Below are 22,956 nucleotides of genomic sequence, written 5' to 3' on the forward strand. Positions count from 1 at the left end.
GCTGCCGCCTTGAGCCGCTTCGGCCACGCGCCGCCGCAAGGCGGCGGCCAGCGCGCGGTTGTGCTGCGCGCGCGCGCACGCTTCGGGCGCGGTGGTATCGAGCGTGGAGGTCAGGACGGGCGCGCTCATTGCACGGCACCATTCTTTCGCAGATGCGACATAATCCTCTTCCCGTGACTTATATCATTTCATGGGAGTGTGCACCGCCCGGCCCCGCAGCGCAAGCCCGGAACGCCCCGTCCCCCTGCGGGAAAGGGCTGTCCGGCACCCGCCCTACTCAATTTCCGGCGCCGTAGCCGCCCCCGCCCGGTGTCTCGATCACGAAGACATCGCCCGCCTCCAGATCGACCCGCGCGGTGGAAGCCAGCCCTTCGACCCGCCCGTCGCCACGTTCGATCCGGTTTGCGCCGGGAAGTCCGTCGCCGCCACCTGCCAAACCGAACGGCGCCGTCGTGCGCCTTTGCGCGAGAATGCCCGCCTGCATCGGCTTGAGGAAACGGACCCGGCGTACCGCGCCATCGCCGCCCTTGTGCGCGCCCTTGCCGCCCGAGCCGCGCCGGATCGCGAACTGTTCGAGCAGGACCGGGAAGTTGGTTTCGAGCACTTCGGGATCGGTCAGCCGCGAATTGGTCATGTGCGTCTGAACCACGCTGGTCCCGTCGAAATCGGGCCCCGCGCCCGAGCCGCCCGCGATCGTCTCGTAGTACTGGTGCGCTTCGTCGCCGAAGGTGAAGTTGTTCATCGTGCCTTGCGCGGCGGCCATCGCGCCAAAGGCCGCGAACAGCGCATCGGTGATCGCCTGGCTGGTCTCGACATTGCCCGCGACGACGGCGGCGGGCGCGACCGGGCGCAGCATCGAGTGTTCGGGCACGATCAGTTCGATCGGGCGCAGGCACCCCTCGTTCATCGGCACCGGATCGTCGATCAGCGTGCGCAGCGCGTAGAGCACGGCGGCGCGCACCACGGGGAGCGGCGCGTTGAAATTGTCGGGCAGCTGCGCGGACGTGCCGGTGAAATCGATCACCGCGCTGCGGCTGCCGCGATCGATCGAGACCGCGACGTGGATCTGCGCGCCGTTGTCCATGTCCACCACGAAGGCGCCGTCGCGAAGCCGCGCGATCAGCGCGCGCACGGCCTCTTCGGAATAGGCCTGGACGTGGCCCATATAGGCATCGACCATCGCCCGGCCCTGCTCGCGCGCGATGCGGCGCAGTTCGCTGGCGCCGCGCGCGCAGGCGGCCAGCTGGGCGCTGAGATCGGCCATGTTGGTCTCGATCGCGCGCGAGGGCCAGCGCCCGGAGGCGAGCAGCGCGCGCATCTGCGCCGCGCACAGGCGTCCTTCGTCGACCAGCAGGACATTGTCGATCAGCACCCCCTCCTCATCGAGCGAGCGGCTGTTCGGGGGCATCGAGCCGGGGCTGATCCCGCCGATGTCGGCGTGGTGCCCGCGCGCGGCGACGAACCAGGCCGGCGCACTGTCGCCCTCATCGGCAAAGACCGGCATGACCACGGTAATATCGGGCAGGTGCGTGCCGCCATCGTAAGGCGCGTTAAGGACATAGGCGTCGCCCGGCCGGATACCGCGCCCATCAACGGGTCGGCCATCGGCGCCCTTCCCCCGCCGCGCCAGCACCGTGCGCACCGATTCGCCCATCGAGCCCAGATGCACCGGCATATGCGGCGCGTTGGCGATGAGGTTGCCCTGCCCATCGAACAGCGCGCAGGAGAAATCGAGCCGCTCACGAATGTTCACCGAACGCGCCGAATGCTGCAAGGCCGCGCCCATCTCCTGCGCGATGGCCATGAACAGCGCGCCCATGATCTCCAGCCGCACCGGATCGCGCGCGGTGCTGGTGGCAAGCGCGGTTTGCGGCGCGATGCTGCGCTTCAAGAGGAGGTTGCCGATCGCGTCGACCGCCACGCTCCAGCCCGGCTCGACCACCGTGGTCGAAACATCGTCGACCACCAGCAGCGGGCCTTGCGCGGTGAACCCTGCCGCCAGATCAGCGCGGCGGTAGAGCGGCGCTTCGTGTGCGGCGCCCTCGGTCCAGATCGTGACCGTCTCGGCCGGATCGCCTGACACCTCGGGTAGCGCAAGGACCGCGCCGCCGCCCACATGGCCCGCCGCAACCGCCTCGACCCGCAGCGTCTCGCCGATGAGATCCTCGCCCGCAGCAAAGCCGAACAGGTGATCCCATCGCGCACGAAAGGCCGCGCGCATCGCCGCCGGTTCGCCCAGCGGCACGGGAATCGCGCTGTCCGATCCGCGCGGACGGATCGCCAGCGTCGCCTCGAGCGTGATCGCCGAGGCGGGCACCCCTTGCGCCTCCAGATCGGCGCGCGCCGCCGCTCCCAGTGCTTCAACGGCGGCATCGAGAGGCGCGCGGGCGTTATCGTCGAGCGCGAGCGCCAGCGTGCGTTCGCGCAGCACGCGCCGGTCCGCCAGCCCCATGCCGTAAGCCGACAGCACCGAGGCGAGCGGGTGGCACAGGACGCTCGTCACGCCCAGCGCATCGGCGACCTTGCAGGCGTGCTGCCCGCCCGCACCGCCAAAGGTGACCAGCGCGGCGCGCGTGACATCGTGCCCGCGCCGCAGCGATACGGTCTTGATCGCGTTGGCCATGTTGGCGACCGCGATGGTCAGGAACCCTTCGGCCGCCTGCTCACGGGAAAGCACCTGCCCGGTGGCCGCGTGCGCGGCGGCAAGGATCGCGTCCATGCGCGCCTCGGCGTCGGCGCGCGACAACGGCGCGTCGCCCTGGGCCCCGAAGACATGCGGGAAATGCTCCGGGCGCAGCTTGCCAAGGAGCAAGTTGCAGTCGGTCACGGCGAGCGGCCCGCCGCGCCGGTAGCACGCCGGGCCAGGCACCGCGCCCGCGCTTTCAGGGCCGACAAGGAAGCGCGCGCCATCGAACGCGCAGATCGAACCGCCGCCCGCGGCCACCGTCTCGATCCGCATCATAGGGGTGCGCACGCGCTTGCCCGCGACCCGCGTCTCGCTGTCGCGTTCGTATTCGCCCGCGTAGTGTGACACATCGGTCGAGGTGCCGCCCATGTCGAAGCCGACGACTTGCGCAAACCCTGCTTCCTTCGCGATCGCCGCCATGCCCACGATGCCGCCTGCCGGGCCGGACAGGATCGCATCCTTGCCGCGCAGCAGGGCCCCGCTCGTCAGCCCGCCGCCCGACTGCATGTAGAGCGCCTCGACATGCGGCCCCAGCCCGGCTTCGAGCCCTGCGATATAGCGATCGAGCACGGGCGAAAGATGCGCGTCGACCACGCTGGTGTCGCCGCGCGCGATCAGCTTGATGAGCGGGGCCACCTCGTGGCTGACCGAAACCTGGGTAAAGCCGATCGCGCGCGCCAGATCGGCCAGCGCCGCCTCGTGCGCGGGGTAGCGGTAGCCGTGCATGAGCACGATCGCCACCGCGCGCAGCCCCGCGTCGTACGCCTCCTGCAAACCCGCCCGCGCCGCATCGTGATCGAGCGGGCGGTAAAGCGTGCCGTCCGCGCCTACCCGCTCGTCGATCTCAAGCACTCGCGCGGCCAACGGCTCGGGCAGGACGATATGACGCGCGAAGATGTCGGGGCGCTCCTGCGTGCCGATCCGCAAGGCGTCGCCGAAACCGCGCGTGATCGCCAGCAGCACCGGCTCGCCCTTGCCTTCGAGCAGCGCGTTGGTCGCAACGGTGGTGCCCAGCCGCAGTTCGCACGGCGGCAGATCGCCCTCGCGCACGCCGGTCAGGCGGCGCATCGCCTCGACCGCGGCATCCTCATAGCGCTCGGGGTCCTCGGACAGGAGCTTGAGCCGCTCGAACCGACCACCGGGCCCGCGCGCCACCACGTCCGTGAAAGTGCCACCGCGATCGACCCAGAATTGCCAGTTGTCCGTCATGGCCCCTTCATGGCGAAACGCAGGGCGGGAGGCAAACCCAGTGTGGAGGGGGATTTTTGCTTCAAGGGGTTACCCCCTGCACACTGTCGCCCCCACGCATCGCTGGCCGGGAAAGATGCGGTTGGCAGTATGGGGAGCCCGAGGGCGATGGCCCTCGGATAGTGCCCTTCTTCCTTCGAACGGGCGCGCCGTCAGCCCCAGCCCTGAGCCGCAAAGCGCTGCGCCAGCCCGGCAAGGAACAGCGCGCCGCGCGGCAGCACGCTTTCATCGACCATCATCTTCGTCGAATGGATGCCGCAGCAATGGCGCCAGTCATCGCCTTCGTGCGCGACGCCAAGGAAGAACATCGCGCCGGGCACCTGTTCGAGGACATAGGCAAAATCCTCAGCCCCCATGATCGGAGCGTCCAGCCGCCGGAACGCGTCGTTTCCGAACAGGTCGCCCGCCACACCCTGCGCGTAGTCGACTGCGCGCGCGTCGCACACAGTGACCGGAAAGCCTTCGACGATCTCCACGCTGGCGGTAAGCCCGTGCGCCTGCGCGATGCCCTGCGCGAGCACCGGGATTTCGGCGTGAAGTCGCGCCCGGTTCTCGCGCGAGAGCGAGCGGATCGTGCCCAGCATGTCGACGGTGTTCGGGATGACGTTGTGCGCGCTGCCCGCCTGCATCTTCGCGATCGTCACCACCACCGGATCGAACACCGGGAAGCGGCGCGCGACCATGGTCTGCAGCGCCGCCACGATCTCGCAGGCGACCGGCATCGGGTCGAGCGCGTCGTGCGGCATCGAGGCGTGCCCGCCGCGTCCGGTGACCGCGATCTTGAGCTGGTCCGCCGCGGCCATGAGCGGCCCGCTACGCCCGCCGATCGTGCCGTGCGGGGCGTTGGGCAGGATGTGCAGCGCAAAGGCCGCATCGGGCAGCTGCCGGTCCGAGCCATACCCGCCGAGCAGCCCGTCTTCGAGCATGAAGCGCGCGCCGTGGAAACCTTCCTCGCCCGGCTGGAACATGAAGTGCACTTGCCCCTTCAGGCTCTCACGCCGGGCCGCCAGCAGCCGCGCCGCGCCCGCCAGCATCGCCGTGTGCGTGTCATGCCCGCAGGCGTGCATCACGCCGGGGAAGGAGGAGGCGAAGGCAAGCCCGGTCTCCTCGGGCATGGGCAGCGCGTCCATGTCGCCGCGAAGGAGCACGCAGGGCCCCTCCCCCGCCTCCCCCTTCAGCGTGGCAACGAGCCCGGTGGTCGAGGGACCTTCGGCCCATTCGAGCGGCAGATCGGCCAGTTCGGCGCGCACCTTGTCGCGCGTGAGCGGGGTATGGAGTCCCAGTTCGGGCTCGGCGTGGATCGCGCGGCGCAGGGCAACGATACGTTCGGCAATGGCGTCAGGGCATGGCCCCGAAAGGATGGCGGCGGGTGCGGAAGCGGTCATGCCCGCCATGATGCCCAGCCGGGCGCAGCCTGTCGAGAGGCTTGCCCGCACGTGAGGCGGCTAGGAACGGGACCTTAAAGCGCGGCCGGCGGCAGCGGTTCCTCACCGTCCTCGACCGCCAGGCTCTGCGCGGGCAGCTTGCGCAGCGAACGGTAGGCCATCACGCCGAGCGCCACGTAGCCCGCTGCCGCCGCCAGCGCCACCGCCCAGGCGATACCGATCGCGCCGAGCCCGTTGAGCCCGCCGATCGCGAGCGCCAGCATGATGACCGAGATCACCCGCCCGACAAGCGCCTGTCGGGCACGGCCGGTGGAGTGCAGCACCGGCTCGAAGGCCACGCTGGCCAGCCCGAAGCTGGCCGCCACGGCGAGCGGCACCAGCACCACGTCACCGCCCTTGAACGGCTCGCCCCCGATCAGCGCAAGCAGCTTGCCGCCGATCGCGATCGCGACCAGCACGACGAAGCCACCGGCCAGACCGGCGACCTGGTTGATGCGCTTGACCATGCGGCGGAACTGATCGACCGAGGCGGCCACCCGTGCGCGGGTGACTTCGGGATAGATCGCGCGCGCCAGCAGCGTGGAGAGCTTGCTGAACCCTTGCGCGAGCTGGTCCGCCAGGCGGTAGATACCCGCCGCCTTGGTGCCCAGGAAGAAACCCACCGCAAGCAGCGGCCCCTGCTTGTAAACCGCATCGAGCGTGCTTGCGCCCGAGGTGACAAGCAGGAAGTGGCCGATGCCCGGATTGTCGCGCACCGCCTTGCGCCACTGGCGCAGCCCCCGGAACGCCGAACGTTCGGGGATCTGGCGCAGCGCGATGATCCAGTAGGCAATCGCCGAGGCGATGTCGATCGTGGCCCAGGCGAACAGGAAACGGCCGACGGTCGGCCCGTACCACCAGATGAACCCGGCCGCGATCAGCCGCCCGACCGGGACCATCGCCTCGACGTAAACCGCCATGTCGAAGCGGTTGAGCGCGCGCATGATGCCCGTGGGAGCCGAGACGCGGCCCCACATCAACGCGCAATTGAACGCCAGCGCCATCGTCACATAAGCCGGGTTGAGGCTGAGCTGGTGCGAGAAGCCCAGGAACACGACGAGCGCGATACCACAGCCCAGCACGCCGCCCACCACGTCGATCAGCCCGCATAGCATCGAAAGCCGGGTGAAGCGCTGCCAGTCCTGGTCGTGCACGTAGGCCGCGCCATAGCGCACCACCGCCTGCCAGGTCTGGAACCCCGCGATGGCGACAAGCGCCTGCGCCGTGCCGAAGATCAGCGAGAAGTGGCCAAAGTGCTTCACCCCCAGCGATCGGGAGAGAATGGCGAGGTAGATCAGCGAGCACAGCCCGCCGAATCCTTTCCCGCCCAGCAACCATGCCGTGTTGCGCAGGATGCGGCGCGCGGTCGATGGCGCAGGGCCAGGGGAGTTCGCCGTTTCGGACATTTCCGGCCCTGTGTACCAGATTGCGAAAGAGGGCAAGCGGCCTGCGTCGAATGCGTGTCACCGATTGTATCGAGTGGTATCAGCCCCCCTGAAACCGCCGCCCGTGCACCGAGTCGGCGCCCTAGGCAAAGCGGGGCAAATCGGTTAGCGCGAGGCCCGTGACCCGTATCTGTTTCCTCTTCAACCACGACCAGACCCACCAGATCGCCCACAGCCTGCCGATCGCGCTGGCGATCGCGCGCGCGGGTTTCGCACAGGTCACGCTGGCGGTGACCGACCCAGTGATCGCACGCAGCGTGCGCGCGCTGGCGGGCGCCGACCTGGAGCGCTGCGAACTGGTCACGCTCGGCCTTACGCAGACCGTCTCGCGGCTGCTCCAGCGCGGATTCGAAGGGCTGATCCCGGCACGCAAACTGCTGATCTATCGCGACAACCTGGATTTCTTCCGCCGTTTCGACGCGCTCGTCGTGTCGGAGAAGACCTCGCTCCTGCTCAAGACCCGCTACGGGCTCGACGATCTCAAGATCATCCACACCCGCCACGGCGCGGGTGACCGGGCGATCGGTTTCGGCAAGGAGAGCGCGCGCTTCGATCTCGTGCTGGTGGCCGGTCCCAAGATCGCGCGCCGGCTGATCGCCGAGGCCGGGGTCGCGCCCGAGCGGATCCGGGTGGTGGGCTATTCCAAGTTCGACCTGTGCGCGGACAACCGCGTGGACCTCGGCTTTGCCGATCCGGCGCGCCCGAGTGTGCTCTACAACCCGCACCCCTCGCCGCGCCTGTCGAGCTGGTACGCGATGGGCCCCGCGCTGCTCGAGGCCTTTGCCGCCTCGGGGGAATTCAACCTCGTCTTCGCGCCGCACGTCATGATGTTCGCGCGCACGTGGACGCTGACGATCAGCCCGCCCGCGCTGCGCCGCATGCACCCGCCCGCCGCCTCGCTTTCCTCGGCACCGAACCTGCGCATCGATCTGGGCAGCAAGGCCTCGACCGACATGAGCTACACCAACAGCGCCGACGTCTACATCGGCGACGTGTCGAGCCAGGTCTACGAGTTCCTCTACCATCCGCGCCCGTGCCTGTTCCTCGACGCGCACCGCACCGCGTGGGAGGGCGATCCCGACTACGCGCACTGGCGCGCGGGGCCCGTCGTCCGGCCTGGAACCGACATCCTTGCTGCCGTGCGCGAAGCGATCGCCAGCCATCCGCGCTACCGTCCGGTGCAGGACGAAATGCTCGCCGACACCTTTTCGGTCACCGGGGAAAGCGCGGCGCTGCGCGGCGCGAAAGCCATCGCCCAATTCCTCGCCGGCCAGCCCACGGAGACCCCCGCATGAGCCCGCTTCCCGATCTGTCCGGTACGCGCGTGTGGGTCATGGCCAAGGGCTATCGCCCCGACGAGGGCGGGATGCAGACGTATGCCCAAGGCGTTGCCGAGGCCTACGCGCGCACCGGGGCCGCGGTCACGGTCTTCACCCAGACCAGCGCGGGCCCCCGCCACGAGCGTCTTCACGGCGCAGCGGGCACCACGATCGACCTCGTCGACATCGGCGCGGGCAAGTCACCGCTGGTGCCGGTGCGCTTCGTCCAGGCGCTGCGCCGCGAACGGGCGCGTGCGGGCGCGCCGCATTTCATCCACGCCACGACCTGGCGCACCTCGATCCCGCCGATGCTGCTCGGCCTGCCCTACGTGACCACCTTCCACGGGCGCGAGTTCATGTACGCCAGGGGGCCGATGCTCGCCCTGATGCGCCGCGTGGCGCGCCGCGCGCGCGGGTTCCTCGCGGTCAGCCACTACAGCGCGATGCGCCTTGCCGAGCGGCTCGGCTCCGCCCTGCCACCCGCGCTGGTCGCCTGGAACGGCCTCAGCGAAGAGCCCGATCCCGCCGCCCCGGCCCCCGTCAAATACAGCGCCGCCCATTCGGGCACCGCGCTGGTCTTTGCGCTGTGCCGGCTCGAACCGCGCAAGAACATCGCGGGCGCGGTGCGCGCCTGCGCGGCCGCCAAGGCGCAGGGGCTTGCCTTTCGCTTCGTCATTGGCGGGCGCGGGCCCGAGTTGGAGCGCTTGCGGACACTGGTGCGCGAACTCGGCCTTGAGGACCGGGTCGAAGTCGCCGGTTTCCTGCCGACCGCGCGGGTGAACGAGCTTTACCGCGCCGCCGACATCTTCCTCCACCCGCAGATCGAGGTCGATGGCGGGCGCGATTTCGAAGGCTTCGGGATCGCCATCGCCGACGCCATGGCCACCGGCACCGCGGTCGTCGCCGGGCTCGACGGCGGCACGCGCGAGCTGATCGAGGATGGCGTTCACGGCTTTTGCGTCAACGGGCGCGACCAGGCGGCGATCGACGCCGCGCTGATCCGCCTGCTGGCCGACCCGGCGCTGCGCGAATCGCTCGGCGCGGCGGCGCGGCAGCACACCCTGGCCGAGTTTACCTGGGACCGGCACGTCGGGCGCATTTTCGAACGATTTCCCGTCACATAAGCGTCAAACGAGTGTTACGCTAAACATATTCGCGGCTGGACAAAGCCCGGCAAACCGCGCAAAACGTCACAAAACTGCAGAAATATTCCTCTATCACGGCCGATGGTGCGTGATTTTTCGCGTGCGCAGCGCTATATGAAAAGCGTGCACGGAAATATTTACGAATTCACCGCGCTGCCCAAGGCAAAGCGCAATCGCGACGGATCCCAACCCCGCGTCGCCCGCCCGTGGCGTCCGGCCCCGGCGGTTCCGCTGGTCGGCATCATCCGCAATCCGCGCGCACACCGTAACGCCAACGTCGCGCCCGAAATGGCGGACTGCTCGAACATCCTGACCGAATCGCCCAAGAGCCGGGCCGACCTGTCGCGCACGCTGGCCGGCTTTGCACATCGTGGGATCGACTATCTGGTGATCGACGGCGGCGATGGCACCGTGCGCGACGTGCTGACCTGCGGCGCGCCGGTCTTCGGCGAAGACTGGCCCCGCCTCATCATCCTGCCCAAGGGCAAGACCAACGCGCTCACCGTCGACCTCGGCCTGCCGGGCAAGTGGACGCTGAGCGAGGCGCTGGCCGCCGCGCACAAGGGCAAGACCGCGACCCGCCATCCCTTGCGCATCACCGAGTGCGATGCTGCGGGCGAGCCCGTATCGGCTTCAGTCCAGGGCTTCATCCTGGGCACCGGCGCCTACGCGCTGTGCACCGAGGCCGGACAAGAAGCCCACCGCCGCGGCGCCTTCAACGGGCTGGCCGTCGGCCTCTCGATCCTGTGGGGCGTGCTGCAATCGCTGTTCGGCCGCGCGGGCAACATCTGGCGCGCGGGCACGCCCACGCGCCTGATCGACCGGCTGACCGGCCGCACGCTCACCCACAGCGGCCCGGGCAACCCGGACGAGCGCTTCCTGGCCATCGCCACCACCTTCGAGCGTTTCCCGATCGGGGCACGTCCGTTCGGCCGCAAGGTCGCGCCCGGCCTCAAGATGATCGTGCTCGACCAGCCCAACCGGCTGGTGCTGGGCATGATCCCGGCGATCATGTTCGGTTTCGCCGCGCGATTCCTCGAGAAGCGTGGCCTGCACCGCTTCGCCACCAGCGATGTCGAAATGGACATCGCGGGCAACTTCATCCTCGACGGCGAATCCTTCCCCGCCGGGCGCTACATCATGGACGAAGGCCCGCTGCTGACCTTCGTCATTCCCTGATCGTCCGTCGCCCCTGACCAGCTGGCGCGTTTTTGCCGCTTTGCACGCTCTTGATTCCAAGGCCTTCCTGCCCGAGCATGATCCTATGAGCGAAGACCTGAGCGGACGGATACGCACCGCGCTCGACCGGCCGGTCGAACGCGAAGTCGCGGCCTTCGCGCAGCGGCTTGCCGAGGCCGCCGCGCCCGAAGCGCTCGCCGTGCTGTTCTACGGCTCGAACCTGCGCACCGGCTCGCTCGAGGGCGTGCTCGACTTCTACGTGCTGACGCGCGGCCCGCAGGTCGAGAAGATCTGGCCGCGCGTAAGCTACCACGAGTGGACTTTCGAAGGCACCGACCTGCGCGCCAAGGTCGCCACGATGCCGCTCGAAACCTTCCGCGCGGCAGCGGCAGGTGAGCTTCTCGACACTACCATCTGGGCGCGCTTCGTCCAGCCCAGCGGGCTCGTCTGGGCGCGCGACGAAGACGCCGCAGAGGCTGCCGCAAAGGCCGTCGGCAGCGCCGCGCAGACCGCCGCGCGCCTCGCCATCGCGCTCGGCCCCGAGGCCGGCACGCCCGAAGATTACTGGCGCGCGCTGTTCCGCGCGACATACGCCGCCGAATTCCGGGTCGAGAAAGCGGGGCGCGAGAATTCGATCCTCGAGGCCAACCGTGCCCATTTCGACGGGCTCCTCCCGCTCGCGCTGATCGCGCAAGGGATCGGCTTTGCCCGCGGCGGGCCCGAAGGCACCTTGCGCCCCGCGCTCCCGGCGGCCGCGCGCGCGCGCACCTTGCGCTGGTGGAAACGCCGCCAGCGGCTGGGCAAGCCCTACAATGTCGCGCGGCTGGTCAAGGCCTCGACCACGTTCGAGGGGGCGGCCCGCTACGCCGCCTGGAAGATCGAACGCCATACTGGCATCCCCGTGGCGCTGACCCCGTGGCGCGAACGCCATCCGGTGCTCGCCGCGCCGGGCGTGCTGTGGGGCCTGTGGCGCGCGCGCCGGGCCGCTGCAAAACGGACACCGAGCGCATGAGCCCCCTTGCCCTCCCTCCCAGCGCGCTGGTTCTGGCCGGATCGCGCCCCGGTGCTCCCGATCCCGTGGCCACCGAGCAGAACGTCAGCCACAAGGCACTGATCGCGATCGACGGCGAGCCGATGCTCGCGCGCGTCGTGCGCGCGCTGCGCGATGGCGGCATCGCGCGCGTGGCGGTGATCGCCAACAATCCCGAAGTCGTCGCGCTGGCCCAGACGCTGGGCTGCGAAGTGCTCCCCGCCGAGGCCGGACCAAGCGCGAGCGTGGCCGCCGGGTTTGCGCATCTGGGCGCGCCGATGCTGGTGACGACCTCGGACCACGCGCTGCTCCAGCCGCAATGGGTACGCGACTTCATCGCCGACACCGGGGCCGAGGCCGACGTCGCGCTGATGCTGGCCCGGCGCGAGGATGTGGAAAGGGCGCTGCCGGGCAGCAAGCGCACCTGGCTGACCATGGCCGACGGCGCCTGGTCGGGCTGCAACCTGTTCCTGCTCGCCAAACCCGGTGCCGAAGCCGCGATCGAAACCTGGAAAGGGGTCGAGGCCGACCGCAAGCGTCCCTGGCGCATCGCGATCAAGCTGGGGCCGGGCACCCTGCTGCGCTTCGCCCTGCGCCGCCTGACGATGGCCGAGGCGATCGCCCGGCTCGGCGCGCGCATCGGCGTGACCGCGCGCCTTGTCGCCGCACGCGACGGTCTTGCCGCGGTCGATGTCGACAAGCCGTCGGACCTTGACGACGTGCGCGCGATCCTGGCGCAAAAAGAAGCGAATTAAAGGCTCTTTTGGGGATCAAGGGGCGTCACCCCCCTTGGCTTGCTACATATACTTCATCTGAATCCGGATCGACTTCACCCCGTCGCCCACCGGCACGCCGATCTTGGTGTAGCTGGGCTTGCCCAGGTTGAAGATGTTGATCGACGGGTTGTTCGACATCGCCCCGCCATCCTCGGTCAGGTCGGTCTTGCCGTTGTTGTTGACGTCGTGGCGCACCGCGATGCCATACGTTCCGGGGCCGGGCACGGGCACGCAGAAGGTCATCGTGCCCGCCTTGGCCGGCACTTCGATGCGCGAGAGCCACTTGCCCTTCGAAAGCCACTCGTCCGACGTCGCGCGGTAGCTCTGCACCCGNGGCACGCAGAAGGTCATCGTGCCCGCCTTGGCCGGCACTTCGATGCGCGAGAGCCACTTGCCCTTCGAAAGCCACTCGTCCGACGTCGCGCGGTAGCTCTGCACCCGGATGGTCCCCTGCGAGGCCTTGACCCCGTCCACGGTCACCATCAGCGCAGGGCCGCCCGCGCTGGTGCACTTGCCCATCTCGTTGCCGATGCGGTGGCGGTACTGGGCCTGTGCCGGAACCGCGAGGCCGAGCATCGCCGCTGCGGCCATTACCGTGCCCCCCAGGGCCAGGGCGCGCTTTTCAGATCGAATCATGCTATGGCCTATCCTCACGTAAAATCCTGTCCGCTGACCGAAGCCTCACTCCAGACAGCCGCGTCGTTCAAACGCCTTTTCATTCGACCGGTTTCCTAGCCCTCCTGCGCTGAATAGGCACTGAATTTTCAGCTTATCGCCGGTTCAGGCCGCTTCACCGGGGAATGGTCACGCGCGCCTGGCACGATCCGCGCGCACGATCCGCTTGCACGATCCGCGCGCGCGCAGCGCGGCCATCCCGGCGTCGAAGCGCGAGGCCTTGACCCATATCGTGTGTGGAAAACGCAGGAAGTCCGCCTTGTCGGCCCAAGATAGGGTGGCCTATCTGGCAAAGTAGAGGAGTTCTACAAAGTCCATGACCACGCCGCTTATCTCACCCTCGATCCTGTCTGCCGACTTTGCCCGCCTGGGTGAGGAAGTGCGCGCCATCGACGAAGCCGGCGCGGACTGGATCCACGTCGATGTCATGGACGGCCACTTCGTGCCCAACATTACGATCGGCCCCGCCGTCGTGAAGGCGCTGCGCCCGCACTCGGCCAAGACCTTCGACGTCCACCTGATGATCTCGCCGGTCGACAGCTACCTCGAAGCCTTCGCCGATGCCGGAGCCGACGTGATCACCGTCCATCCCGAGGCCGGGCCGCACATCCACCGCACCGTCCAGACCATCCGCAAGCTGGGCAAGAAGGCGGGCGTTTCGCTCAACCCCGCGACCCCGGCCAAGATGCTCGACTACCTGATCGAGGAAATCGATCTCGTTCTCATCATGAGCGTCAACCCTGGCTTCGGCGGCCAGAGCTTCATCGCGAGCCAGCTGCGCAAGATCGAGGCGGTGCGCACGATGATCGACAAGTCGGGCTGCGACATCCGGCTCGAGGTCGACGGCGGCGTCGATGCGGTCACCGCGCCGCAGTGCGTGGCAGCGGGCGCGGACGTGCTCGTCGCCGGTTCGGCCACCTTCCGCGGCGGCCCCGATCACTACGCCGCCAACATCCGCAAGCTCAAGGGCCTGGACTGATCCCGGTGCGCGTCGACACCCGCTCCGACAGCGCCACGCGGAACCCTGGCCCGGGCCAGGGCGTTTCGCGTGATGGCGTTGTCGGGGAGGGTGGCTTGCAAGAAGCCGGCCCCGTCGCCGGCGCCGCAGCCGAGGTCGACGCGATGCCCCCCTTGACGCCCCTGACACCAGCCCCCCTTCCCGAGCCGCCCGAGCGGGCGAGCGCGGCCCCGATCGTGGAGGCCGAGCAGTCCGAGACCGGGCGCGCGCTCGCGCTCGTCGATTTCTCGCCGCCTTCGGTCACTGCGGGCGAGCGGCTGATCCGCTTCGCCTATCGCCTTGGCGTGCCCGGCTCGATGCTGAGCACGCCGGTGGGCAAGAAGGCGCGCACGCGCCTGCTCGCCACGGTGCGCAACACCGTCCCCGGCAACGCCGCCGCAGGCACCGCACTGCGCGCCGGGCATTTCCTCGTCCACGGTGCCAAGACACCGATCGCGCACGTCGATTTCGCGGGCGCGGCGCGCGTCACTCCGCCGCTCGAACGCATGGTCCACGCCTTCGCCTGGCTCGCCGACCTCGAAGCCTGCGCTCCGCGCGAACAGGTCGCGCCCGTGGCCGAGCGTATCCTCGCCGCCTGGGTCCAGGCCAATCCGCGCCCTCCCGCCAAGCCGAGCAAGTCGGGCAAGGGCGGTCCGGCCTGGGCGATCGGCAACACCGGCACCCGCCTGATGAACTGGCTGGTCCACGCGCCGCTGATCCTGTCGGGCGAAAAGGCCTTCCGCGTGCGCATGCTCGCGCACATCGCCGAGACCGCGCGCTGGCTCGACCGGCAAGTCCACCACGCCGAAGATCCGCTGGGCGCGGTGGCGGGGTGGTGCGGGCTGGTCGCCGCCGGTCTGCTCCTGCCCGAAGGCCGCCCGCGCCGGCTCTACGCCGAAGCCGGACTGATGAAGGCGCTGGGCGAACTGATGGGCGATGACGGCGGCGTGCTGTCGCGCAGCCCGCTCGCGCAGATGGAGGCGATCGCGCTGCTCGTGCGGCTGCGCAACTGCTACCAGGCGACCCGGCGCGAAAGCACCGAGGCGATGGAACACGTGGTCGAAATGCTCGTGCCCCCGCTGCTCGCGCTGTGCCACGGCGATGGCTCGCTCGGCTCGTGGCAGGGCGGCTGGGCAATCCCGGCGGGCGCGGTGGAGGAACTGGTGCGCGCCAGCGGCGTGCGCACGCGCCCGCTGCGCGACGTGCGCCAATGGGGCTACCAGCGCGTCTCGGCGCACAAGTCGATCCTCCAGTTCGACACCGCCCCCCCGCCGATGCCGGGCGATGCGCGCTACGGCTGCGCCTCGACGCTGGCCTTCGAATTCTCGCACGCCAACCAGCGGGTGATCGTCAACTGCGGCGGCGCGGCGAGCGCGGGCGGGCTGGTCCCCGCGCGGCTCGACCAGGGCCTGCGCGCGACGGCGGCACACTCCACGCTCACGCTCGACGATGCCAACTCGACCGCGATCCTCATCAACGGCGCGATCGGCCAGGGGGTCACCGCGGTCGACGTCGACCGCAAGACGCTGGAGACCGAAAGCGGCAGCGCGGCGACCCGGCTCGAGGCGAGCCACAACGGCTATGCGCAGCGCTACACGCTGACCCACCGCCGCATCCTGATCCTGCGTGACGACGGCAGCGAACTGCGCGGCGAGGACATGCTGCTGCCTTCGGGCCGCAAGGCAAAACGCGGCAAGGTGGGCTTTGCGATCCGCTTCCACCTCGCCCCCGAAGTCACCGTCGCGCCGACCGAGGACGGTCAGGGCGCCGCGCTGGTCCTGCCCGACGGCAGCTACTGGCAGTTTCGCTCGGGCGCGGGCACGGTCGAGATCGAGGATTCGCTGTGGGTCGATGGCCAGGGCCGCCCGCAGGCGACGCACCAGATCGTGATCCAGGGCCTCGCCTCGCGCGGGGGCGGCACGTTCAGCTGGCTGCTCAAGAAGATGGCCTGACAGCAGGGCGCATCGCTCCAGGGCCCGGTCCCGGCGCTCCCATCCATCGCCCCCGTCGACCAGCCGTGAAAACCGCGCACAACGGCCATTTTGTGGCGCCCACGCCCTTGCCCCGCCTCGCCGGGCGGCCTAAGGGCGCGCGCAAAGACTTGACGCCTCCTCCGTTGCAAGGAACCTTCCCCTCATGACCGATACCGTCCAGATCCGCCGCGCCCTTCTTTCGGTGTCCGACAAGACAGGGCTTGCCGAACTGGGCAAGGTCCTTGCCGCGCGCGGCGTCGAGCTGGTCTCGACCGGCGGCACCGCCAAGGCCCTGCGCGAAGCGGGCCTTGCGGTGAAGGACATTTCGGAAATCACCGATTTCCCCGAAATGATGGACGGCCGCGTCAAGACGCTGCACCCCAAGGTCCACGGCGGCCTGCTCGCCGTGCGCGACAATCCCGAACACGCCGCCGCCATGGCCGAGCATGAAATCGGCGCGATCGACCTCGTGGTAGTCAACCTCTACCCCTTCGAGGCGACCGTCGCGAAGGGCGCGGACCGCGACACGATCATCGAGAACATCGACATCGGTGGCCCCTCGATGGTGCGCTCGGCGGCCAAGAACCACGCCTTCGTCACCATCGTCACCGACCCGGCCGACTATGAAGGCCTGATGGTCGAACTCGAGGCGACCGACGGCTGCACCACGCTCGGTTTCCGCAAGCTGATGGCCGCGCGCGCCTTCGCGCAGACCGCGGCTTACGATTCGATGATCTCGCAGTGGTTCGCCTTTGCCGACCAGGGCCTCGAATTTCCCGAGATGCTCTCGGTCAACGGTCGCCTGGCGACCCCGCTGCGCTACGGCGAGAACCCGCACCAGAAGGCCGCGCTCTACACCCCCGTCGGCCCCTTCACCAAGGGTCTGGCGCAGGCCGAGCAGGTCCAGGGCAAGGAACTGTCCTACAACAACTACAACGACGCCGACGCCGCTTTCGAACTCGCTGCCGAGTTCAAGGGCCAGAAGCCCTCGGTGGTCATCGTCAAGCACGCCAACCCCTGCGGCGTGGCGCAGGCCGACAGCCTGCTCGAGGCCTGGAACGACGCGCTCGCCTGCGATGACGTCTCGGCTTTCGGCGGCATCGTCGCGGTCAACCAGACGCTCGACGGCGCGACCGCCGAGGCGATCTGCCAGATCTTCACCGAAGTCGTCGTCGCCCCCGACGCCGACGAGGAGGCCCGCGCCTTCTTCGCCAAAAAGAAGAACCTGCGCCTGCTGCTGACCGGCGAACTGCCCGATCCGCGCCGCGGCGGGCTCAACGTCAAGCCGATCACCGGCGGCCTGCTGGTCCAGGGCCGCGACAACGGCGCGATCAGCTTCGATGATCTCAAGGTCGTGACCGAGCGTGCGCCCACCGACACCGAACTGGCCGACTGCCTGTTCGCCTGGACCGTCGCGCGCCACGTCAAGTCGAACGCCATCGTCTACGCCAAGGACGGCGCCACCGCCGGCATCGGCGCGGGCCAGATGAACCGCCGCGACAGCTCGCGCATCGCCGCGATGAAGGCGGCCGAAGCGGCCGAGAAGTTCGGCTGGGCCAAGCCGCGCACGCACGGCAGCGCGGTGGCCTCGGACGCCTTCTTCCCCTTCGCTGACGGCCTGCTCGCCGCGGCCGAGGCGGGCGCCACCGCGGTGATCCAGCCCGGCGGCTCGATCCGCGACGAAGAAGTCATCGCCGCCGCCAATGAGGCGGGCCTGGCGATGGTCTTCACCGGCATGCGCCACTTCCGCCATTGAGACCGGACGGGGCCGGGTGCGGGACATGACGGTGCTCTGGCTCGGCCCCCTCGTCACGCTCGGCTTCATCACCGGGTTCATGATCTCGGCCATCCTGCTGCGCGCCGGGCGACTCGATCGCCCGGTCGCCTGGCTGGCCGCCTTTGCCCTCCCCTTCTGCTTCGCGGCGCTTCCCGTCGCCCTCCTGCTGCTGTTTTCGATCGTCAATCTGGCGCTCTCGCAAGGCCCCGCCGCAGCCAACCCCTGATACATCTTGCGAAAGTTCCGGCGCGCGCCATCCGGTGGCCGCACGCAGCCCACGGTTCATCGTCAACGCAAGGCGATTTGCCCTTAATTCACTCGACGGTCATCCGTTTTGAATCAAAAGGGCCCCACGACATCGGCCCGAAACCCGAACCTGTTCCTGCTGGAAATACTATGCGCCTGATCAAGACCGAATTTGCCCGCTTCTTCGCCCTCGGCTTCGCCGGTGGCGCCTTGTTGGTGTTCGGCGCGATGGGCCTTGGCACCGGCCACTCGCTGTCGGACTCGGTCGCCTCGCCCGCCGAAGCGGCCACCACCTACTAAAGTCGCTCCGACTACGCGTTGCGAAGCGCAGCGCGATGGCCCATATTGGGACCATGGGCACCGATCTTCACGACGCCTGCGAACCCTCGCACGGCCACCACGAGCACAGCGGCGAAGGCCTGAAAAAGGCCGCCCGCACCGTGTTGACGAGCGCTGGCGAGCAGTGGACCGACATGCGCGCCGACGTCTTTTCCGCGCTGGCCGAACGCGCGACGCCCGCCTCCGCCTACGATCTTGCCGAAAGCGTTTCGGCCCTGCGCGGCAAGCGCGTGGCGCCCAACAGCGTGTACCGCATCCTCGACCTGTTCGTGCGCACCAACCTGGCGCGCCGGGTCGAAAGCGCCAACGCCTACATCGCCAACTCGCACCCCGGCTGCCGCCACGACTGCATCTTCCTGATCTGCGATTCGTGCGGCCAGGTCGTCCACCTCGACGACGACAGCCTGACCGGCGCGCTGATCGGCGCCGCGCGCCAGGCTGGCTTTGCCGACGTGCGCCCCGTGGTGGAACTGCGCGGGCTCTGCGCCAAGTGCAGTAACTAAATTATAATCAAGGGGTTAACGTCCCTTGCCCCCGAGGGCGATGGCCCTCGGATTTTCGCTTCTTACGCCGTAACCAGTTCCTTGCGCATCCGGGCCAGCGGCACCGGCGCCCCGCCGCGCGCGTCCTCGATCCGTTCGAGCACGGTATAGCCCGCGATGGCGTAAAGCGGCTCACCCGCCGCGGTGCCCATCAGTTCGCACGCCGCAAAGCCCTCCGCACGCGCCGCCGCTTCGCAATGCGCGAGCAGCGCGCGGCCGATGCCGCGCCGTACGAAGGCCGGGTCGGTGTACATCGCGCGCACCCGCGCCGCCTCGCTCGAAGGGTCGAGCAGGCGCGGTTCACGCAAGCCTGCGCTGTGATCCCCGCCATAGAGCGTCGCGCGCCGGCTCCACCCGCCACAGCCCGCGATCTGGCCGTCGATTTCCGCCACGAAATAGGTCGCATCCTCGATCAGCTGGCGATCGAGCCCCATGACCGCACGGCTCGATTCGACTTGCGCCGGATCGAGGAAATCCGCCTGCAACTGGCCGATCGCGGCGTTCATGATTTCCTGGAGACGCGGCAGATCCTGCACGGTGGCAACGCGGATGGTCAGAGTCACGAAGGCAATGGTCCTGGACAAGCATTGGCGCCTGGCAGGACCAAGTGCACAAATGCAAAAGGGGAAATAGCAAATTACGGGTTTGCCTGATGTCACAATCGACACTGCCAAGCCAAGTGTGTAAGGCGGACCGATGTCCGAAAACACGGCGACACCTTTACTCGATACCGTCTCCACCCCCGACGACCTGCGCAGGCTGAAACCCGATCAGCTGCGCCAGCTTGCCAACGAGCTGCGTACGGAGACGATTGCCACGGTCGGGCAGACCGGCGGTCACCTCGGCTCGGGCCTGGGCGTGGTCGAATTGACCGTGGCCATCCATTACGTCTTCGACACCCCGCGTGACCGGCTGATCTGGGACGTGGGCCACCAGGCCTACCCGCACAAGATCCTCACCGGGCGGCGCGACCGCATCCGCACGCTGCGCCAGAGCGGCGGGCTTTCCGGCTTCACCAAGCGCACCGAGAGCGAATACGATCCCTTCGGCACCGCGCATAGCTCGACCTCGATTTCGGCCGCGCTCGGCTTTGCGCTGGCCAACAAGATCAAGGGCGCACCCGGCCGCGGCATCGCGGTGATCGGCGATGGCGCGATGAGCGCGGGCATGGCCTACGAGGCGATGAACAACGCGCAAGCCGCGGGCAATCGCCTGATCGTCATCCTCAACGACAACGACATGTCGATCGCGCCGCCCGTTGGCGGGCTTTCGGCCTATCTCGCCCGCCTCGTCTCCTCGGGCAAGTTCCTGGGGATGCGCGAACTGGCGCGCCGTTTCGCGTCCAAGTTGCCCCGTCCGCTCCAGGTCGCCGCCAAGAAGACCGACGAGTTCGCGCGCGGCATGGCGATGGGCGGCACGCTGTTCGAGGAGCTCGGCTTCTACTACGTCGGCCCGCTTGACGGGCACGACCTCGAATCGCTGGTGCCCGTGCTCGAGAACGTGCGCGACGCGGCCAAGGGCCCGATCCTGATCCATGTCGTCACGCAAAAGGGCAAGGGCTATGCCCCCGCCGAGGAGGCGGCCGACAAGTACCACGGCGTGCAGAAGTTCAACGTCGTCACCGGCGAACAGAGCAAGGCCCCGGCCGGGCCGCCGAGCTACACCAGCGTCTTCGCCAGGGCCCTCGTCGCCGAGGCCGAGGTCGATCCCACGATCTGCGCGATCACCGCCGCGATGCCTTCGGGCACCGGGCTCGACAAATTCGAAAAGGCCTTCCCCGAACGCAGCTTCGATGTCGGCATTGCCGAACAGCACGCGGTGACTTTCGCCGCCGGGCTCGCCGCCGAGGGGATGCGTCCGTTCTGCGCGATCTACTCCACCTTCCTCCAGCGCGCCTTCGACCAGGTCGTCCACGACGTCGCGATCCAGAACCTGCCGGTGCGCTTCGCGATCGACCGCGCCGGGCTGGTCGGTGCCGATGGCGCGACCCATGCGGGCTCGTTCGACGTGACCTATCTTGCCACCCTGCCCAACATGGTGGTGATGGCCGCGGCCGACGAAGCCGAACTGGTCCACATGACCCACACCGCCGCGCGTTACGACGACGGCCCGATCGCCTTTCGCTACCCGCGCGGCAACGGCACCGGCGTGGCGCTGCCCGAAGTCCCGCAGCGGCTCGAAATCGGCAAGGGCCGCATGGTGCGCGGCTCGGACGGGGTGGACAAGCCCGCCGGCAAGGTCGCGCTGCTCTCGCTCGGCACGCGTCTTGGCGAAGCGCTCAAGGCCGCCGACGCGCTTGAGGCGAAGGGCCTTCCCACGAGCGTCGCCGACCTGCGCTTTGCCAAGCCGCTCGACACCGATCTCATCCGCCGCCTGATGCTCAGCCACGAAGTGGTGGTGACGATCGAGGAAGGATCGATCGGGGGCCTGGGCGCCCACGTGCTGACCATGGCGAGCGACGAAGGGCTGACCGACACCGGCCTCAAGATCCGCACCATGCGCCTGCCCGACGTGTTTCAGGACCAGGACAAGCCCGAGGCGCAGTACGACACGGCGGGGCTCAACGCGCCGCAGATCGTCGATACGGTGCTGGCGGCGCTGCGCCACAACAGCCACGGCGTCAGCGAAGCGCGCGCGTGAGCGGCGCCCCGCTCGATCCGGTCCCGCTCGATCCGGTCCCGCTTAATCAGGCCAAGCCCGCGCCGCTTGACGATCGCGCCCGGCTGCGTGCGATCCTCGCGGGCTCGGCGGGCAACCTGATCGAGTGGTACGACTTTTACATCTACGCGTTCACCGCGCTCTATTTCTCGCCCGCGTTCTTTCCCAAGAGCGACCCGCTGGTCCAGCTCATGGCGACCAGCGCGATCTTCGCGGTGGGCTTCCTGCTGCGCCCCATCGGCGGCTGGTTCTTCGGCCGCTGGGCGGACCGCCATGGGCGCCAGAGCGCGATGGTCTTCTCGGTCCTGATGATGGGCGCGGGCGCGCTGCTGATCGCCGTTCTGCCCACTTACGCGCAAGCCGGCATCCTCGCCCCGCTGCTGCTGCTGATCGGGCGCATGGTGCAGGGCTTCTCGACCGGCGGGCAATACGGCACGGCGGCCACCTACCTTTCCGAAATCGCCGGGCGCAAGCGGCGCGGGTTCTGGTCCTCGTTCCAGTACGTCACGCTGGTCGGCGGGCAACTGTGCGCGACGCTCGTCATCGTGGTGATGCAGGCGCTGCTGAGCGAGGCGCAGATGACCGCCTGGGGCTGGCGCCTGGGCTTCGTGATCGGGGCTGCGGGCGCGCTCGCGATCGTGCTGTTTCGCCACCACATGCACGAAACCTCGAGCCCGGCCGAACGCTCGGGCGAAGCGGCGGGGAGCCTGGCGGAACTGTTCCGCGTGGCGGCGCGCCCCTTTGCCATCGTCGTCGCGCTGACGGCGGGGGGCAGCCTCTCGTTCTACGCCTTCACCACCTACATGCAGAAGTACCTCGTGCTGACGGTGGGGCTGGGCAAAGAGACCGCGACCACGCTGATGCTCGGCGAACTGACGCTGTTCATGCTGCTCCAGCCGCTGATGGGCGCGTTGTCGGACCGGATCGGACGGCGCAACAACATCCTGGCCTTCGCCGGGCTCGCGATGGTCTGCACGGTGCCGATCTTCACCGCGCTGGCGGGCGCGCGCGGCCTTGGCCCGGCCTTCGCGCTGGTGCTGACAGGGCTGGTCATCAACTCGCTCTACACCTCGGTCAGCGGGCTGTTCAAAGCCGAACTGTTCCCCAGCCACGTGCGCGCGCTGGGCGTGGGGCTGGCCTATGGCGTGGGCAACGCGCTGTTCGGCGGGACGGCGGAGAACGTCGCCTTCGCCTTCAAGCAGGCGGGCCACGAAAGCGGCTTCTACTGGTACGTCTCGGCGATCTGCGCGGTCTCCTTCGCCGCCGCGCTCCTGCTCAAGGACACCCGCCGCGACAACGTGCTCGACCGCGTAGCGGTCTGAGCACGTTTTCAAGAAAGATATGTTTCAAGGGGTAATCACCCCTTGGCCCCGAACTGCCGACCTCACCTTTCCCGGCAAACGGGGTACGAGAGAGGTGAGGTCGACCGTTCGGGGAGCCCGAGGGCAATGGCCCTCGGATTTATCCCCTTTCCCCCCTTCGAATGCCCCGCGTACC

17 protein-coding genes and 1 pseudogene are annotated in these 22,956 nt (G+C 68.8%); 13 read left to right on the forward strand and 5 right to left on the reverse strand.

Annotation, left to right across the window (positions count from 1 at the left end; all coding sequences use genetic code 11):
- Nucleotides 1-277 precede the first annotated feature (277 nt).
- The 3 genes from MTR62_RS08485 to MTR62_RS08495 form a co-directional block, all read right to left on the reverse strand.
- Nucleotides 278-3,895, reverse strand: coding sequence for a hydantoinase B/oxoprolinase family protein (locus MTR62_RS08485; protein ID WP_244018943.1), 3,618 nt, complete (start codon nt 3,893-3,895; stop codon nt 278-280).
- 191 nt (nt 3,896-4,086) lie between these two features.
- Nucleotides 4,087-5,319, reverse strand: coding sequence for a M20 metallopeptidase family protein (locus MTR62_RS08490; RefSeq protein WP_244018945.1), 1,233 nt, complete (start codon nt 5,317-5,319; stop codon nt 4,087-4,089).
- Nucleotides 5,320-5,393: 74 nt separating this feature from the next.
- Nucleotides 5,394-6,764: a lipopolysaccharide biosynthesis protein gene (locus tag MTR62_RS08495; protein WP_244018947.1), complete on the reverse strand. Its 1,371-nt coding sequence runs from the start codon at nt 6,762-6,764 to the stop codon at nt 5,394-5,396.
- A gap of 158 nt (nt 6,765-6,922) precedes the next feature.
- Between MTR62_RS08495 and MTR62_RS08500 the strand changes: the two genes are divergently transcribed.
- The 5 genes from MTR62_RS08500 to MTR62_RS08520 all read left to right on the forward strand — a co-directional run bounded on the left by MTR62_RS08500 (nt 6,923) and on the right by MTR62_RS08520 (nt 12,231).
- Nucleotides 6,923-8,098 carry a hypothetical protein gene (locus MTR62_RS08500; protein ID WP_244018949.1) on the forward strand — a complete coding sequence of 392 codons (1,176 nt, stop codon included), beginning with the start codon at nt 6,923-6,925 and terminating at the stop codon, nt 8,096-8,098.
- Nucleotides 8,095-9,246: a glycosyltransferase family 4 protein gene (locus MTR62_RS08505; protein WP_244018951.1), complete on the forward strand. Its 1,152-nt coding sequence runs from the start codon at nt 8,095-8,097 to the stop codon at nt 9,244-9,246. The genes MTR62_RS08500 and MTR62_RS08505 overlap by 4 nt, the downstream gene beginning before the upstream one ends.
- 135 nt (nt 9,247-9,381) lie before the next feature.
- Nucleotides 9,382-10,446, forward strand: a complete 1,065-nt coding sequence (locus MTR62_RS08510; RefSeq protein ID WP_244018953.1) for a diacylglycerol kinase family protein — start codon at nt 9,382-9,384, stop codon at nt 10,444-10,446.
- Between the two features lie 85 nt (nt 10,447-10,531).
- Nucleotides 10,532-11,458 (forward strand): hypothetical protein, encoded by a 927-nt coding sequence (locus tag MTR62_RS08515; RefSeq protein WP_244018955.1) that lies wholly within the window; start codon nt 10,532-10,534, stop codon nt 11,456-11,458.
- Nucleotides 11,455-12,231 carry a nucleotidyltransferase family protein gene (locus MTR62_RS08520; RefSeq protein WP_244018957.1) on the forward strand — a complete coding sequence of 259 codons (777 nt, stop codon included), beginning with the start codon at nt 11,455-11,457 and terminating at the stop codon, nt 12,229-12,231. The genes MTR62_RS08515 and MTR62_RS08520 overlap by 4 nt, the downstream gene beginning before the upstream one ends.
- Before the next feature lie 42 nt (nt 12,232-12,273).
- On the opposite strand, the pseudogene MTR62_RS21685 reads toward MTR62_RS08520, so the two are convergent.
- Nucleotides 12,274-12,585 (reverse strand): annotated as a pseudogene (locus MTR62_RS21685) (DUF2141 domain-containing protein); the annotation flags it as partial.
- A gap of 658 nt (nt 12,586-13,243) precedes the next feature.
- Here MTR62_RS21685 and rpe point away from each other — a divergent pair.
- The 6 genes from rpe (at nt 13,244) to MTR62_RS08555 (ending at nt 18,762) form a co-directional block, all read left to right on the forward strand.
- On the forward strand, nt 13,244-13,906 hold the full coding sequence (gene rpe, locus MTR62_RS08530) for a ribulose-phosphate 3-epimerase (RefSeq protein WP_244018976.1): 663 nt from the start codon (nt 13,244-13,246) through the stop codon (nt 13,904-13,906).
- Nucleotides 13,907-13,911: 5 nt separating this feature from the next.
- A complete protein-coding gene (locus MTR62_RS08535) occupies nt 13,912-15,876 on the forward strand; it encodes a heparinase II/III family protein (protein WP_407672648.1) in 1,965 nt (654 codons plus the stop codon).
- A 184-nt stretch (nt 15,877-16,060) separates the two neighbouring features.
- Nucleotides 16,061-17,653 carry a bifunctional phosphoribosylaminoimidazolecarboxamide formyltransferase/IMP cyclohydrolase gene (gene purH / locus MTR62_RS08540; RefSeq protein WP_244018979.1) on the forward strand — a complete coding sequence of 531 codons (1,593 nt, stop codon included), beginning with the start codon at nt 16,061-16,063 and terminating at the stop codon, nt 17,651-17,653.
- A 25-nt stretch (nt 17,654-17,678) separates the two neighbouring features.
- On the forward strand, nt 17,679-17,900 hold the full coding sequence (locus MTR62_RS08545) for a hypothetical protein (RefSeq protein WP_244018981.1): 222 nt from the start codon (nt 17,679-17,681) through the stop codon (nt 17,898-17,900).
- Nucleotides 17,901-18,070: 170 nt separating this feature from the next.
- Nucleotides 18,071-18,220 carry a hypothetical protein gene (locus MTR62_RS08550; protein WP_244018991.1) on the forward strand — a complete coding sequence of 50 codons (150 nt, stop codon included), beginning with the start codon at nt 18,071-18,073 and terminating at the stop codon, nt 18,218-18,220.
- A gap of 35 nt (nt 18,221-18,255) precedes the next feature.
- Nucleotides 18,256-18,762: a Fur family transcriptional regulator gene (locus MTR62_RS08555; protein ID WP_244018993.1), complete on the forward strand. Its 507-nt coding sequence runs from the start codon at nt 18,256-18,258 to the stop codon at nt 18,760-18,762.
- Nucleotides 18,763-18,824: 62 nt separating this feature from the next.
- Here MTR62_RS08555 and MTR62_RS08560 read toward each other — a convergent pair whose 3' ends face one another.
- The gene (locus tag MTR62_RS08560) at nt 18,825-19,364 is read right to left on the reverse strand and encodes a GNAT family N-acetyltransferase (protein WP_244018995.1); all 540 of its coding nucleotides are present in this window, start codon (nt 19,362-19,364) and stop codon (nt 18,825-18,827) included.
- Between the two features lie 133 nt (nt 19,365-19,497).
- Here MTR62_RS08560 and dxs point away from each other — a divergent pair, with 133 nt between their 5' ends.
- Complete coding sequence (gene dxs / locus MTR62_RS08565) at nt 19,498-21,441, forward strand: 1-deoxy-D-xylulose-5-phosphate synthase (RefSeq protein ID WP_244019006.1); 1,944 nt, start codon at nt 19,498-19,500, stop codon at nt 21,439-21,441.
- Nucleotides 21,442-21,524: 83 nt separating this feature from the next.
- Nucleotides 21,525-22,781, forward strand: coding sequence for an MFS transporter (locus MTR62_RS08570; RefSeq protein ID WP_244019091.1), 1,257 nt, complete (start codon nt 21,525-21,527; stop codon nt 22,779-22,781).
- The last annotated feature ends 175 nt before the right edge of the window (nt 22,782-22,956 follow it).

This window comes from Novosphingobium organovorum (assembly GCF_022832435.1).
Lineage (GTDB): Bacteria > Pseudomonadota > Alphaproteobacteria > Sphingomonadales > Sphingomonadaceae > Novosphingobium > Novosphingobium organovorum.

What these genes read in the sequence shown, in the direction of transcription:
- MTR62_RS08485 (WP_244018943.1), bottom strand. Translation starts at nt 3,895, where the DNA reads ATGACGGACAACTGGCAATTCTGGGTCGATCGCGGTGGCACTTTCACG.
- MTR62_RS08490 (WP_244018945.1), bottom strand. Translation starts at nt 5,319, where the DNA reads ATGACCGCTTCCGCACCCGCCGCCATCCTTTCGGGGCCATGCCCTGAC.
- MTR62_RS08495 (WP_244018947.1), bottom strand. Translation starts at nt 6,764, where the DNA reads ATGTCCGAAACGGCGAACTCCCCTGGCCCTGCGCCATCGACCGCGCGC.
- MTR62_RS08505 (WP_244018951.1), top strand. Translation starts at nt 8,095, where the DNA reads ATGAGCCCGCTTCCCGATCTGTCCGGTACGCGCGTGTGGGTCATGGCC.
- MTR62_RS08510 (WP_244018953.1), top strand. Translation starts at nt 9,382, where the DNA reads ATGAAAAGCGTGCACGGAAATATTTACGAATTCACCGCGCTGCCCAAG.
- MTR62_RS08515 (WP_244018955.1), top strand. Translation starts at nt 10,532, where the DNA reads ATGAGCGAAGACCTGAGCGGACGGATACGCACCGCGCTCGACCGGCCG.
- MTR62_RS08520 (WP_244018957.1), top strand. Translation starts at nt 11,455, where the DNA reads ATGAGCCCCCTTGCCCTCCCTCCCAGCGCGCTGGTTCTGGCCGGATCG.
- rpe (WP_244018976.1), top strand. Translation starts at nt 13,244, where the DNA reads ATGACCACGCCGCTTATCTCACCCTCGATCCTGTCTGCCGACTTTGCC.
- purH (WP_244018979.1), top strand. Translation starts at nt 16,061, where the DNA reads ATGACCGATACCGTCCAGATCCGCCGCGCCCTTCTTTCGGTGTCCGAC.
- MTR62_RS08545 (WP_244018981.1), top strand. Translation starts at nt 17,679, where the DNA reads ATGACGGTGCTCTGGCTCGGCCCCCTCGTCACGCTCGGCTTCATCACC.
- MTR62_RS08550 (WP_244018991.1), top strand. Translation starts at nt 18,071, where the DNA reads ATGCGCCTGATCAAGACCGAATTTGCCCGCTTCTTCGCCCTCGGCTTC.
- MTR62_RS08555 (WP_244018993.1), top strand. Translation starts at nt 18,256, where the DNA reads ATGGCCCATATTGGGACCATGGGCACCGATCTTCACGACGCCTGCGAA.
- dxs (WP_244019006.1), top strand. Translation starts at nt 19,498, where the DNA reads ATGTCCGAAAACACGGCGACACCTTTACTCGATACCGTCTCCACCCCC.